At 31.2% G+C, this 15,803-nt stretch carries 10 protein-coding genes and 1 other RNA gene; 1 reads left to right on the top strand and 10 read right to left on the bottom strand.

Annotated features, from left to right (window positions below):
• The first annotated feature begins 53 nt into the window (after positions 1 to 53).
• The gene (locus AC1VAQ_RS12420) at positions 54 to 1,232 is read left to right on the top strand and encodes a YaaC family protein (protein ID WP_479903967.1); all 1,179 of its coding nucleotides are present in this window, start codon (positions 54 to 56) and stop codon (positions 1,230 to 1,232) included.
• A 506-nt stretch (positions 1,233 to 1,738) separates the two neighbouring features.
• Here AC1VAQ_RS12420 and AC1VAQ_RS12415 read toward each other — a convergent pair.
• The 10 genes from AC1VAQ_RS12415 to AC1VAQ_RS12370 form a co-directional block, all read right to left on the bottom strand.
• Positions 1,739 to 5,449, bottom strand: coding sequence for a hypothetical protein (locus tag AC1VAQ_RS12415; RefSeq protein ID WP_479903966.1), 3,711 nt, complete (start codon positions 5,447 to 5,449; stop codon positions 1,739 to 1,741).
• Between the two features lie 40 nt (positions 5,450 to 5,489).
• Positions 5,490 to 6,827 carry a hypothetical protein gene (locus AC1VAQ_RS12410; RefSeq protein ID WP_479903965.1) on the bottom strand — a complete coding sequence of 446 codons (1,338 nt, stop codon included), beginning with the start codon at positions 6,825 to 6,827 and terminating at the stop codon, positions 5,490 to 5,492.
• 1 nt (position 6,828) lies between these two features.
• Positions 6,829 to 8,766 carry an AAA family ATPase gene (locus AC1VAQ_RS12405; protein WP_479903964.1) on the bottom strand — a complete coding sequence of 646 codons (1,938 nt, stop codon included), beginning with the start codon at positions 8,764 to 8,766 and terminating at the stop codon, positions 6,829 to 6,831.
• Positions 8,767 to 8,981: 215 nt separating this feature from the next.
• Complete coding sequence (locus AC1VAQ_RS12400; RefSeq protein WP_479903963.1) at positions 8,982 to 11,240, bottom strand: SpoIID/LytB domain-containing protein; 2,259 nt, start codon at positions 11,238 to 11,240, stop codon at positions 8,982 to 8,984.
• A 146-nt stretch (positions 11,241 to 11,386) separates the two neighbouring features.
• The gene (locus AC1VAQ_RS12395; protein WP_302596023.1) at positions 11,387 to 11,800 is read right to left on the bottom strand and encodes a Fur family transcriptional regulator; all 414 of its coding nucleotides are present in this window, start codon (positions 11,798 to 11,800) and stop codon (positions 11,387 to 11,389) included.
• Positions 11,801 to 11,825: 25 nt separating this feature from the next.
• Positions 11,826 to 12,704, bottom strand: a complete 879-nt coding sequence (locus AC1VAQ_RS12390; protein ID WP_302596022.1) for a putative manganese transporter — start codon at positions 12,702 to 12,704, stop codon at positions 11,826 to 11,828.
• Between the two features lie 88 nt (positions 12,705 to 12,792).
• Positions 12,793 to 13,287 carry an HD domain-containing protein gene (locus AC1VAQ_RS12385; protein ID WP_302596020.1) on the bottom strand — a complete coding sequence of 165 codons (495 nt, stop codon included), beginning with the start codon at positions 13,285 to 13,287 and terminating at the stop codon, positions 12,793 to 12,795.
• Between the two features lie 184 nt (positions 13,288 to 13,471).
• Positions 13,472 to 13,664, bottom strand: a non-coding RNA gene (ssrS, locus tag AC1VAQ_RS12380) — 6S RNA.
• A 117-nt stretch (positions 13,665 to 13,781) separates the two neighbouring features.
• On the bottom strand, positions 13,782 to 14,399 hold the full coding sequence (locus tag AC1VAQ_RS12375) for a V-type ATP synthase subunit D (protein ID WP_302596019.1): 618 nt from the start codon (positions 14,397 to 14,399) through the stop codon (positions 13,782 to 13,784).
• A gap of 6 nt (positions 14,400 to 14,405) precedes the next feature.
• Positions 14,406 to 15,788 carry a V-type ATP synthase subunit B gene (locus AC1VAQ_RS12370; RefSeq protein WP_302596017.1) on the bottom strand — a complete coding sequence of 461 codons (1,383 nt, stop codon included), beginning with the start codon at positions 15,786 to 15,788 and terminating at the stop codon, positions 14,406 to 14,408.
• Positions 15,789 to 15,803: the final 15 nt, after the last annotated feature.

Raw genomic sequence — 15,803 nt, 5'->3', positions numbered from 1 at the left:
TTATAATATATATAATATTCTAAAAATAAACAAATTAATACAGGAGAAAACATATGCCTAAAAGAACAACATTCGAAATTTCAGACAACCCTGTTTCATATAAAGGGAAATTATTACGTATGTATAAGAGTTATACAGATTCAAATTTTCAAAGCAATACAATTTTAACTGATGACGTCTTTACTTATATTGAATTTTATTTTTCTAGTCACACAAAAGCTCTAAAATATCGCAATCCATCATCAAAGAGTAAGTATGGAAGTGAAAAAAAATACCATTATACATTTTATTGGAAGCAAGCAATGACGTTTTATTACGCAACAAAATCATTGCCGATTGAATCCGTTCCATTACTATCATATTATTCTATGTTAAATGCAGCAAAAGCATTTTTATCCTTTAAAAGTGAGTACATTGAAGATTTTGTTGAAAATTTTGCAGGACATGGATTATTTGAGAACGTTAATTTGCCAGGAACTGATTTAAATACAATTGCTGTCGGAAGAAAAAATAAAGGCGTTTTCCCCTTATTTGGAAAATATTTAGAACAAAATTTTGATACTATCTGGCCAAGTGGAAAGACTAATACTATAACACTAAAAAAACTATTATATAATTTAGCCTATATACATAGAGCCTATATTACTACATATAACACTCCAAGAAGTGCTAAGATTCCAGAATTGTTTATACCAGTTGTAGCTTTTAAATCTCCATGCTATCACAAAGGAAATGATGGAAATATCTACCTAGTAATTAATATAGATAAGAGCTACTTTCCTTCAAATTCAGTTGCAATTCCACCTACATATATATCTAGCATTTCCCCCGAATTTCGAGTATCTCATAAAGAAAATTTTATACTTCAAAGTGTCAAGGGGGCAAGATGGAATAATACAGAAAGCCTTTCTAGTGATTTTAAACAATTAAATAAAGAGTTGAGACAAGAATTTCAGTATATTCGTTCCAGCAAACGTCTTTGGTATTTAAGACGTTCTACACTTATATCCAGTGATATAGTGAAAATGAATAGTATGTTGATTACTATGGCTGCTATGCATCGTATTAGTGAAATAGTTAGATATAAACCAGAACAACTCGCACATTTGATGAAATCTAAGGAAAACTGGTTACTTCATGAATTTATTACCTTAGCATTGGATCAATTTATTGATGAAATTGCTACAGAAATTACTGGTCAAGATATTATGGGGACAGGTACAAAAGCTTAAAATAACTATTATTCTTATTAACAATAGTAATAATTATTATTTTAAGTACATATTCCTATAAATTATTAAAGTCGATATCAATATCAAATTCAATGTTCTAGATATATTCCTTAAAAGAACTAAAACTAGGATAATAACTAAGTTCACACTTTACTATTATCCTAGTTTTATAATTGCATATCTATTGTAAGCTTACCTACTATTTAAACCCATTTTATTAACATAAAACCCGCTTATAATTGCATACCTCTTTCTGTTATTCGACAAAAAGGTGTGCAATTATAAGTTTATTAAATCCTTGATTTTTCGTGTTCATATCTTATGGACATGTCTAATAGATTTGCAATTATATCCTTTGATTTATCTCTATAAAGATGATTATTTTACAATTGAATTGCAATTTTAAAGCAAATCTTTTTACAATAGATTTACAATTATATTGTTACCTTACATATTTATCTAACTCCCTACTTATATTTACTATAAATATATGAATAAACTAATTCCTATGCTAAATCTGCATTTCTTATATATTCTTCTCTTAATACCCTTTGTTTATATTTCTCTATAGTATCTATTTTTTCTCTTATATATGCCCTATGTTCAAAAAAATCCACTCCAGAAATGCTATCTAATAACCTCTGTAAAAACTCAATTCTTCTTTCTATTAATGGAATTTCACTTCCACTGCATGACCATGAATATGGTTCAAGCTGTATAGCCTTAAAATCCTCTATATTATTATTTAATTCTAAAAATAAAGAAATATACTTTATCCGTTCCTCATATCCTAATTTAGCTATTACAACAAATATACTTCTTATTTTCTTTATATCATTATAAAATCTATTTATATAATCCTTTACCCATTCTAGTTTTCTTTCTCTTATAGTCAACGACTCGTTATCTCTACTAATAAATAACTTTATTAATTCACTTTCTCCTATTATAAAGCCATCATCTGCTCGCTCTGCTATAGAATATGCTATTTCTATAAACTCATTATAATTTTCCATTCCCCATATCAAATCAAGTATATTTATTTCATATGTACTATATTTATTATTTTCAAATAGCTCTAACAGAACTTGTCTATAAAAATCCATATTAGATTCTATAAGTTTAATTAACAATTTTCCTTCATAGTCAAATCCTTCGCCCATTGCTTGTAAATATAATTTCTCTAAAATACTAATGTCATTACTAAACAAACTATATATTCTTTCTTCTTTTTTAGACTCAGCTCCTCTCAGCAAAAAGCTTCCAATCAGATAATTTTTATCATTAGCCTTTGCTAATATTAATTTTCCTATCTCAATTGCTATATTAGGCATAACCTTGTTATATTTCCCTAAATAATATAATAATGGAATAACAGGGTTGTCCTTATCTAATTCAGTATTAATGAAATTAATAAGCTCCTTTGAATACTTCTTATTTATTTCTGTCTCTGGAATATCACTAAAAAATATACACTTCCAATTACTTTGATATTTATGCTTGTATAAATTTAACAATTTCCAAGTTGCCTCTATACCTATATTTTCAAATAACCCCTCTATTATATCTGTGGAATATAAATCACCATATGGTGCTCCTTCTTCAAGATAGATATTTACTATATCAATAAATTTATTAGGCTCTAATCTTAGTTCTTTAAATATAATACCTATGGCATTTTGTAATTTCCATCTATTTTCTTTTCCACCATCTAGCTTCATCAAAATCTGAAATAGCTTTTGAAACTCTTGTTCAGTATATTTACTAATTAGCTTTTTAACATTTTCTTCTTGATCCTGTCCGCTTTCTTTTAGTCCTTTTTGATTCCTCTCTTCTTTAATTAATGTATAATATATCGTATATTCTTCATTATAACTACTATATCTTTCATCACATTCTATACCAAGTCTTCTTGCTTTATCGCGTAATTTTCTAATTATATCACATTGTTCAAATGTAGCTGGATTCCATCTAGAAAGAAAATATTTATCAAATTGCTCTAAATCAAATAACATTATCTTCTTTGCTTCTTTATTTTTATTATATATATGATATAATACTATCTTTTTCTCAATAAGTTCTTGATAATTTTCATTTTCATATAAACAAGATATTATTTTCCAAATTAACCTTCTTAACTTCTGTAATCCTTCGTTAAAACTTAATGGTATAGTCTTCATACAAATACTATGCTTACTTTCTCCTGCCTCAGTCCTATTATATTGATCATGCATCATTTCAAATAATACATGTAGTAAAAGTAAAGTACAGTTGATATTACTTCCATTCTCTGCCGCACTCCATAACTTCTCTACCATCTGAAATTCCTTAGTATAATTAGATACTGCTGAGTAACTATCAAATGATAATCTATCTGAAAATGCAAAATAAAAATCCATGACCAAATCTGGTCTCTTGTTAAACATCTTTATCATTAATTCAATCACATCACTAAAATACTCAGATTCCTTAAATGCTACTAATATATCTACTAATTCTTCCTTAATACCATTCCTATTCCTCTTAGCTTCAAAATCAAAAGTTCTTAAATCTAATTCTACTATGGACATGTCTTTTATTTTACTACTAATAATACCCAATGCCTTTTCTTCATTAAATAATGCAAAACATCTAATAAATTCTATATCAAAATCTTTAGATGCCTTATCCCAAGCCTCATTTACTTGACTTTTAATATAACTTATCATGCTTTCATTATTAAATATCCTAATAATTGTATTAAATGCATAAACTATCTTATTCTTAAATTTAGGGAACATAACCTGTAATAATTCAACTATAGTTATATATCTTTTTTCGATAAGGCTATACTCTAATATATAATTACTTAAGCTTTGATCACTTATCTTTACAATCTCATCTTCATATAAATCAACAATTTCTAACTCATTTAACTCATGACATATCTTAAAAAAATCGTCTCTCCTAATACCAGTTTTCTCTAATATCTTTATTGCCATATCATTTGTTTTTAAATCTATAACATTAAACAATGCTATGATAAACATCGATATAATTTGTTTATCATCTAATTGTATTTTTTCTATAATCCCACCATAATAATTTTTAAATATATCTAATGCATTATGTATCGCTATATATCCTCTATCCTTTGCATTCCTTCCTGCTAAAATAGCTAATCTAGCATTTCCTTTGGCAATTTTATTAATCTGTTCTAAATAGTACTCATTTTTTATTTCTAAATTATTTTTTAGAATGCTATTTATCTCTTCTTTAGATAATATTGATATATTTAGCTCTTTAGGTAATAATACTTCACAAACAAGTTTTCTAACTCTATCTTTAGCATAGTCCCTTACAGTCATTACTATTTTTAATTCAATTCCTACTGGTGGATTCAAGACTAAATCCATAATAGCTTCCATACAGGTCGTTTGATTTGCATCATCTATAAATAGAAGGTATTTCCCTTTATCCGATATATAATAGTGCAAATCGTTATATAATAATCCTCCATTATTCTTTACACAAATCACATTATAATTTAATTCGTTTTGATACTCTCTACATACCTCAAGTACCAATCTTGTTTTTCCTACACCTGATGCCCCCGTTACTAACGTCACCTTAGATTCAGCTATATATTGCTTTAAGCTTTTCTTCTCTTCTTCTCTTCCTATTAACTTAATATCTAGTGGTGCATTCATTCCATTCTTATCATATCGTTTTATAAAATCATCAATAGCAAATAACTGTTGTGTATCAATAGGAATATTTAAAAACTCTGCTGCTATAAATGGATAATTTACTAATAGATCATTTGCCACCGTACTTAAGCTAATTAATTCTATTGATACACCCTCTACCAAATGTTCTAATGCTTCACTTTGTTCAATATGAATATTAGTAGATGTATATGCACATATTATCTTTTCAATTTTTTCATTCTCTAACTTCAATTTATCTTCATTAAAACAAGATAAAATATCATCCCTTAGTTTATTAAAAGGAACTGCTGTAACGGAACCATACATTATTAATACATACTTACCATTATCTAGTTTTACATATGAATCAGGAGTTCCTTTCGTTACTTTATCCGTTCCTGTTTGTACCCCTAATGCTTGGATATTTTCATATTTATATTTTTTTACTAAATATGCATCCATTAGCTTTTGATATTTCCCTCCATCTAACTCTAGAATAGCATTTTCTATTGCATTTATTCGACTCATTCTATCGCCCCCATAGCTCTGTCTTAAGTATTTTTATTATTTATCTATTAAATCTAATGCCTAACTCTTCTAAAATATCATGTGCTAATTTAGATAATGGTTGTTCTGAATAATTACCTGCTACAATATATTTTCCAAAAATAATTTCCATTAATTCTTCCTCAGATGAAAAAAGTCCATTATAACCTTTTATGTATTCTTCTATTTGCATTTTATTATAATAAATTGCTTTATCAATAATTTCACTTACATAGTCTGTATGTGTTTGATATATTTGTTTTAATCTAAATACATCTATAGATTGTTGAATTGGATTATGTTCACCTATATTTTTCGTATTTATATCTAAACTAAGTTCATTTTTTCCATTAATCAATTGGTCTACTGACTTAATCCTAATTGTAAATTTTGCTTCATCATTAAACCCCTCTTGATAAGGATATAAATGTGGATTTTGATGACTATTTTTATCCAGTTTAAATCTTGAGTTACAAATTTGACAACTCGGAATGAAGTTAAATAAAGATAACGCCAAGTATGGATATTTGCTTTTAGGATAAAAATGGTCTAAATCAGCTGTAGTCTTTGCATTCCCTCTTTCATCGGTATAATTATCTATATACTGTCTATTACAATAGGGGCATACACGAACTTTCATTGCTGCCATAATCCTATGCCTCTTTATATCTTTCAACAACTTTTCATATGAAAAATGTTCTTCTATATCATTCATCCCCTTTAGCCATTCCTTATAATCCTTATATTCTTCTGAGTACTTCTCATTCAAAAATCTTTGTTTAATTTCATGTTTATCACCATCTTGTTCATAGCCTTGCTCTTCATACCATCTTTCTAAATCATCAAGAAAGACATTGCATTGTTCTTTAATTAGTTCAACTTCTTCGTCTATATCTTTTTTCTTCTCTCCCTGCTTTGCTAAATTATTTTTATAAGCTTGTTTCCATGTATTAATTCTATTTGTTTTCTTTACTAAAATCTTCTCACAGCCTAAAAATTTTCTTATGCAATATCCATATGATCCTATAAGTACTTCCTTTTCTATTTTTTCAAATTCATCAATATAATAATTTAACAACCTTCTGTTTTCTACTATTCCTTGCTCTTCATAACCACTCTTTATTTTTTCACCTAATAAACATCTTTTAATCTTATTAATATCAACCTTTCCTTTGCTCACAAATACCTTATCATAAAATTTTACAAGCCTATTATTTTCACTTTTTATACTATCTTTATTCTCATTCATATATTTATTTATATTGTCATATACTGTTTTTATTATTCCATCATCATCTTCTAAACCATAAATTTTATAAATCTCGCTCCATTCAAACTTACTAACATCTATTTTTATCATCTTATCCTTCTATACCCCTATTATTTATTGTTTTTATTTGCTTTAATACACTTTCCATTTGAGTTTCTAGTTGCTTCAATTGAATACTATCTATATTTTTATTATTAAGCCTTTCTTCTAATACTTGTATATACTCTTTATAGCTACTTATATCCATTTCCTTCTCCTCTGGAAAACGCTCATAATACATATGTTCCAATTTATGCCTAATAATAGGTTCTCCAATTAATTGAATAATTTCTTTTGCCCTATCTCTACTCATCTTTTCGCTTTCTTCACCACTATTAATCAGTTCAATCACTTCATCAATTTTGCTCTTAGCAAACTCCCCTATGGTTGAATCCATAAAAAATGTATCTCTAAATAAATTGTGTATATTAGCACCAAACGTTTCTTTTCTCATTTGTTCCACAATAGTTCCATCATTACTATATGATAGTCTAACAATATTGCTACTTGGAATATCAGACAGTATCAATGGAGAATGTGTTGATAAAACAATTTGCACTTGAGCATCTGCACATACTATTGATATAAAATTCAATAATGATTTTATATATTTTCTTTGCCATTCTGGATGAAATCCCATGTCTGCTTCATCAATAATAAGCAATAAATCATTACTCTCATCTTGCCATTCACCCCAATAACTATTCCGTGCATCATAAATTCTTGCATACATATTAAGTAGCATACACTCTCCTGAACTAAGTACCCAAGAAAATGTTAAATAATATTTATATATACAAGTTGCCATATACTTATTAAAAAATTCTTTTAATATATCAATTTCTTCTAACTCCATATAGAACGCACTAAGATTATATTGATTACATTTTATTTTTGATTTATTTTCAATAATCCACCCAATAAATTCCTTAAGCTTTTCTAGTCTTTTAGTATCTTCCAACTTTCTCTCATCTAATTCTGCTAAAAATTTATTTATGATCTTAATATAATCTTGTTTTAATGACTCTTCATTTTCAAGTTTAACTATAATCTTATATACATTCTCAAACTCTTTATCATCTTTTCCAAATGATGCTAGTGTACCATAAATATAATTTACTAGTACTCCCCTTAAGATTCTTCTTATTATATCTTCTTTATTGTCCTGCCAGCTATCACTAAAAAACCTAGCAATAAAACTCTCTATAATATCTCTTTCAAAATTGATTTCTTTTAATATTTCATTTTTTTCCTCTTGTATCCTCGTCTCTCCTGTTATAATTTTTACACTTATACCTATTTTATTAGGTAATTTAAACTGAATTTGTTCCCTATATCTCGAATATTTACTAATAAAATTTACTTGTCTGAATATATCATCATAATGATAATCAAGTATACTATTTTCTCTACTTTGTTGATAACTATTATTTCCTGTTTCTTTTCTTCTTAATAATGCTCCTGTAGACATATCTTTTATATTATCTACTTCTTCGCCCTTAGACATCAAAAAGTCATTCCAATCAATTGCATTACTTATATATATAATCTTAGATATCATTGATTGTGTAATGTTTTCCACATATTTCTTCTCTATGTATTTTCTTACTTCTAACTCTATAGAATCATTATCTAATTCATGTTTTATTTCCACCTTTTCATTATCAGAAGCTATAAATCTTAATTTATTTTCTTCAGTCTTAAGACATAAAATATGCTTAAAACCTTTTCCACTGTTTTCTGATCTATACCTTAAAATATCCATAATACATCTCAATAACGTACTCTTTCCAACTCCATTTTTTCCTACTATAGCAGTTATATTAGATATATTTTTTCCAAAAAAACCTTCACTAATTTTAGTATCTTTCTTTTTTACATCTATTATATTTTGTTCTTTGTCATAATGAATTGCATACTGTGTATCAAAGTTTATTTCTATATTTTCTAGATTGTTATATTTCTCCACCCATATATACACTAATTCCATCTATTATCCCTCACCATATACTTAATTCTTATAATATTTAATTTATTATAACAAAAAAACTAAGTTAAGTATAAAATAACTCTTATACTTAACTTAGTTCTATAATTGCATATCTATTGTAATCTTACTTATCATTTAAGCACTTTTTGTTACCATAAAACTCACTTATAATTGCAGACCTCTTTACTCAAAATCTATAATTGCACATCTCTTTGTCAATTAACATATTCATTGGAAATCATCGCAACTTCCAAAGTAGGGTAAAAGTGCTCAATAATCTCCATATAATCTTTGCCCATTTCTGCCATACCTTTGGCGCCATCTTGACTCATGCCTACACCATGTCCGAATCCACCACCATAAAGTGTTACGCTGTCATCTTTATTGGTATCAATGGCAAAAAATGCACTTGGTAGTAAGGACATACTTCCTGATAAACTGCCATCACTTCTTGTCACCTGTAGCGACTGATTCTCATTACTTGCAAACAAGCTACGGATAAGATATTCTGTATTGACCTTAACTGTGGCATTTTCACCTTCTACTTGTAAGGCCAATATATTCCCGCCTTCACCTCTGCCCATCACCTTAAGTGCTTTAATGCTACCAATATCTTTAACTGTCTGACTTTCCCAATCTCCCGTCTTAGTCTTAACTTTTACAAGGCTTGGTGAACTTTCACTGAGTTTTGCAATAGCTGGACTTATAAGAGCTGTCAGCTGTTTATTGGTAAGGGTTACCTGCCACCTAAACCAAGGTGACTCTTCATCATAAGCTTCAATGTCATCCGCCCCAAGCTTAAAGAATTTCTCTGCATCTTCTTCATTTTGCATATCACTTACTACATCATTGCCCTCATATTGCTTTTCTGAAACTAAATAATCAGGCGTATAGCTAGGGAAGCTTTCACCTGCCCATACATCACCATAGTTTGCTGTATACCCACAGGAAGTTGCAAAAAACTTACTGCTAATAGGCTGCCCTTCTTTATTTTCTAAGATTTGCCCTGCTGTTAATTGCGCTGCTTCATAAGCAGCTTCATCTGGGGATGTATTATTATACACTTGAGACGCGGTAGTATCATCTATCTGCGCGTCATATGCCGCAAACTTTTCCCCCTGCATTGCTGCATATGCATACGTTCTAGCTGCTATAGCCTGAACCTTTAATGCCTCAATCCCATAACTCGTTGGCATTTCGCTTGGAATGACACCTGCGACATAGTCTTCCATATTCACTTCATTGACAAGGATATAATGGTCTCCATCTTTTCTAACTTCTAAAGCTCCCTTATAGGTAGGTACTCCACTTGCCTTCGTAATTGTATAAATCGTTAATTCACTTTCTGCCTTTATAGGTTCAAAACGGACGACATCAGCGCCCTCTACCCATTTAAAGTCTTTATCCTCCCAATAGGTATCTGCATCTAGCTTAGAGGTCTTTCCATTGTAAGTCACTTTATACTGCCCATTTCCCTTCAACTTCACACTTATCTGATTATATTCTCCGCCATCCGAAAGAAGTACCCGTATATTTATATTGCCCGTTCCACTGCTAGCTGTTTTTACTGCTTGGCCTACTTCTTTATTTTCTCCAATGCGTTCTTCAAAGGCTATAGCCTTTTCTCCATCTAGTGTTAAAGCACCATTTTTACCTTCGCTTTCAATTGAAATCCCCTTATTTACATAAGTTAAATGTAATTTATTGACTTCCACAGTTACTGTTTTATCATTGATTTTCTCTATCTTACATGTTTTAATCACACTTTGCTGGCTCAAAATACCTTCTATACTTAATATTTCACTATTTTTAACTAAAGCGCGTACTGTTTTGCCTTTTAAAGGTTCCAGTATAAGTCCTTCAAAATGATAAATGCCTCCTGCTGAAGCTAACTGCCAAGCATTTAATCCTACATTATCAGCAGGAGTAGCCAATATAACAATATCTCGCTCCTCCAAATCCAATTTTTTTCCAACACCTTCTAGCACTTTTTGATAAGCTTGCATAAATTCATTGACTGAGATGTCTTTTGCAAGAGCCTGCTCATCCATACCTAAACTAATATGATATTGTTCTCCAAAGATAGCCTTTAAAATCTCTTCCACCTGTTTATATGTAATAGGATTTAAAGCCTCCTCTATATTTAAACTGCTTACCCCTAACTCCTCCTCTAAAACCTTGTAGTATTTTTCATACCAAAGTGCATCTTGCACTTCCTCTATCTTGTCTTCTGCTAATGTCAGATCTATGATTTTAGCCACATAAGCTTGTGTGCAAGGTATCTCATATGCTTTCATTTGCTCTGCTTTACCAAAGAGTCCACCACCACCGCTTGGTAAAATAGCTTGCCCCACGGCAATGTACCAAAATGCCACCAATAACAATACCCCACATACTGTCTGTAATGGTTTAATACGTCTAGGCTCTTTTTGCTTAACGGGTGCTACTTCCTTCACCTGTTTTTTAATGAACATCCTCATCCCTCCTCATAAGTAACTCATAAAATCTTTTCATATATACTTATGCCCGCCTGTCCTTAAAAAGAACTCCTTACTAAAAAACTAGCGAGATTACCGTGTTCCACACATGGCATCTCGCTAGTTTTTTTATCCATATCAATTTATTTATGATGCTTTGCACACTCTGGGCAAATCCCTTTAATTTGTAAGTTGTGCTCTGTTATTACAAAGCCTGTTTCTTTACTCAACATTCGACTAAATGCCTCTAATGGACACTGCTCGATTGTAATATGTTTATGACATTCTACACATTCCAGTTCATGTGCATGATTATGACGTTTTAACTGATAGTAGGTTTTGCCACCTGGCTCACCTGCTTTAGTAACTGCTCCTTTTTCACTTAAAGTGCCAAGGGTTCTATAGACAGTTGAATAATTGATGGTGTCTTTATCTTCTACCTTATCGTAAATTTCATCGGCTGTTAAAGGTTGTTCTGCCCCCTCTAAGATCTCCATAATTATTTTACGTTGCTTTGTTACTTTTATACCTAGATGCACCAAGATATCTTCGTCCATATATTAAACCCCTCTTTTCACTCATTTAAATCACGAGCTGTATAAGCATACCTGCTACTGTCCCTAAGATGTATAAGAGCCCTACGATTTTTAAGTTCTCTTTTAAGTTTTTATTTGCTTTAAATAAAACTACAAGACCAATCCCTGCACCTGTACATAATCCTGCAATAAGTGCCCCAAAGCTTAATGTGCCTGCAACAAACATTTCTGTAATTACAATTGATGCAGCACAGTTTGGGATAAGTCCAATTAATGCAGCTAATGCTGGTTGCCATACGCTATCTGTGAGTAAGATTGTACCTAATGAATCTTCTCCTACAAACTCAATTATACCATTAAGTATTAAGTTAATCACTAAGATATATGCAAAAACTTTGAAAGTATGTACTAAAGTACGCTTCCAAATCCCACCTGTTTCACCACCGCAACAAGTATCGCCGCAGCAATGTTTGTGACTAAGTTCCTTCTCTACCGCCTCTACTGAACCTTCTTTTTGACGCATAATAAAGTCAAGTACAATACCAATTACAATCGCTAAAATAACTTTCATAATAAGTACTAAACCTACTGTTTTTAACATCCCTGGATTTGCAAATAAAATAGGAATGGCTTCATCTGATGTCGAAATAAAAATTGCCATTAAAGTCCCAAGACTAATTAAACGCTTGCCATAAAGATTTGAACCTACTACTGAAAAACCACATTGTGGCAGGCATCCTACTAAGCCACCCACAATAGGACCAATGCCCTTTTTGCCAATTAACTTCTCATATTTAGCACTACTCTTGCTTTGCTCTAAGTAATTGATTAATAAATATACTAAAAATAAAAATGGTAATACTGTAAAACTATCTAAAAACGCGTGCTCTATTGCATGCTCTAATCCATGTAATATCTCATGCATGGTCTAATCCTCCTTTTTGCAAATAATTTGCATCTGCATTCTATTATACATCAGTTGCAAATGATTTGCAATGTCAAATAAACCGTTTTTATGCAGCATCATCACATTGCTTTAAAAGGCGGACTTTTTCAGTTCTAGGTTGTGGCTCATGATGATTTTTAATAGCTTGTAAAAATTCTACTTCATAACCACCTATCTCACTCAGTAACTCATACCCTAACTGGGGATGCTCATAATAACATTTCACAATTTTTAGTCTTCTCGCTTTACTTATTCTTCCCCCAGTAATCTTATCTAATACAACAATTATACTTTTTTCTATAGGATTTAAAGGATATTTGATTTTCCCAATATCATGTAATAATCCAATACGAATACGCTCTCTTTTATCCTCTGCATTTAAAGAGCCGTCTTCCTTAATCATGTTTTTTGCTACTCTTAAAGAATGACTTTGTTCATAAATCTTTAGCTGAAAAAAAAGTTCTTGTTCTTTTTTACTTAAATAACTTTTTACAAATTCTATATCTTCTACTGTCATCTTCGCCGATATAGCCTGTATAAACTGCTTTATACGATAAATCATAGCTCGCTCCTCTCTTTTAATCTATGAAACTTTCTTATAATCTTCTTATAACCTTACTATATTATAACTTTTCACTATTATTTATTTTATATAGGCATTTTCTAATCTATGATAACTATATCATGTTTATTTTTATTTTGCATACGAAAAAAGCATCAACTCATAGAAGTTGATGCTTTTTAACAATGCTCCCAAAATGCCGGTCCTGCAATTTTGACGCCCTAGACTAGTCTAGGTGGGTGTCCTTCCTGCGCATTTTGCTTTCCACTGCCCAAAGGGAATTAGCTTGTGGCCTAGCATAGCTCGCATGGGAAATCAGACTCCCGTGCACAATTTGTAGGTTCAAAATAACAGGTTGTCGTACACTCCAGGTTATCCGCCTTGTTTTAACTTGTCTTTATTATATCATTTTCTACTTTTTTTGCAAGGGAATTTTTAAACTTTGATTTCCAATTCCTTCTATATTATATGCATACTGTGGTACAAAAATAACTTTATGAGTCGCTTCTTCCCTTGACACGTTTAAGTCTAAAGAAATCTTCACGCTCTTTTTCTTCAAGGGCTTCTTGAATATATTTCACTTGTTCTTTGTACTTTGGTATTTGAATATGTTGAAGTGCATTCGTACGTTTTTGCGTTTTTTGAATTTCTTTTGCTAACTTAAAAATACAGTTATCAATTTCTGCAAGTTCATACATCATATAACGTGCTTCTCTGAATTTCTCTGCTGCTGCATCAAGTACGAGTGTACTATTATGAAAACCATAGCTAGGTGACACTTGCTTTTTTTCATATTTAATCGTTGGGATATCTACACCCATGACGCTCTTTAAAAGAATCTCAAACTCCTCATCCTTTGGAATACTCTTAGCGAGATTCTCTACATTCTTAATTCCCATACTTACATTGACTTGTTGTAAGTAATCATAAGCTTCTTGAATCGTCGTATAAATACTTCCTTGAATCATTTTGGCACGGTCTACAAGATTCATCATTTCTTTGATTAAAACGTTTCGCTTTTTGTCTAAGAGCTCAAAACCTTTACTAGAAAGTTCTAATGAAGATTTGGCTTTAATAAGATTTGATTTGGTTGGTGCAACAAGAACAGCCATAAGTTATCAGTCCTTTTTACCTTTATAGTGTTGCTCAATAAGTTCTGGATCTAGTCTATCGAGTTCTGATTTTGGTAAGATAGATAAGATTTTCCAGCCAAGCTCTAACGTTTCAACCATACTCCTATTTTCATTTGCGCCTTGTGCCACGAAAGCTTCCTCAAAAGCTCTACCGAATTTTAAATACAGTTTATCTACATCCCCTAAATCATCTTCACCAATGATTTGTGCCAGTGATCTTACATCTTGTACGTGAGAGTATGAAGAGAAAATCTGGTTAGATAAGTCTGCATGGTCAGCTCTTGTATAGCCTTCACCAATGCCATCTTTCATTAAACGAGAAAGGGATGGCAATACATCAATAGGTGGATAAATACCCTTTTGATTTAGCTCACGGTTAAGTACGATTTGCCCTTCTGTAATGAATCCAGTAAGGTCAGGAATTGGATGTGTGATATCATCATTAGGCATGGTTAAGATTGGAATCATTGTAATAGAACCTTCTTTGCCTTCAAGCATCCCTGCACGTTCATAAATCGTTGATAAGTCACTGTAAAGATATCCTGGATAACCTTTACGAGAAGGTACTTCCCCACGGGTTGAAGACATTTCACGTAATGCTTCTGCATAACTTGTCATATCTGTAAGCACAACGAGAACATGCATGTTTTCTTCAAATGCCAAATATTCTGCTGCAGTTAGCGCACAACGTGGTGTTGAAATTCTTTCTGTAATAGGGTCATCGGCTAAGTTTAGATACATAACTACATGGTCGAGTACCCCAGCCGCCTCGAAACTTCTTGTAAAATATGCCGCATCATCATGACGTACACCCATGGCACCAAATACTACAGCAAAGTTATCTGCATTGGCGCCTTCAATTTTAGCTTGCTTTACAATTTGCACCGCAAGTTCATTATGGGCAATACCATTTCCAGAGAAAATAGGTAACTTCTGACCACGAATAAGTGTCATTAAGGCATCAATTGCAGAAATACCTGTTTGAATAAAGTTTCTTGGATAACGACGTGCTACTGGATTAATAGGACGTCCATTAACATTATATTTATCTTTTGAAATAATTTGATAAGCCCCATCTACCGGTTCACCAATACCATTAAAAGAACGTCCTAGGATTTCTCTTGAAAGTGGTAACTTTAATGGTTCACCTGTAAATTTAACAGAAGCATTGTGGGTAGAAATACCCGTTGTACCTTCAAAGACCTGTACAACGACACTTTTCCCATCTACTTTTATTACTTTACCTTTACGCATTTCCCCATTGTCTAGCTTAATATTTACGATTTCATCATAGGCTACACCATCAATGTTGGAAAGGACAATGAGGGGGCCTTCTACCTTATCAAGTTTTAAGTATTCTCTTCTCATTTCGCTCTATTCCTT

It is taken from the genome of Cellulosilyticum sp., assembly GCF_982396655.1.
Note: the sequence above shows the minus strand (reverse complement) of the source record. Positions and strands in the feature narration are given on the sequence as shown.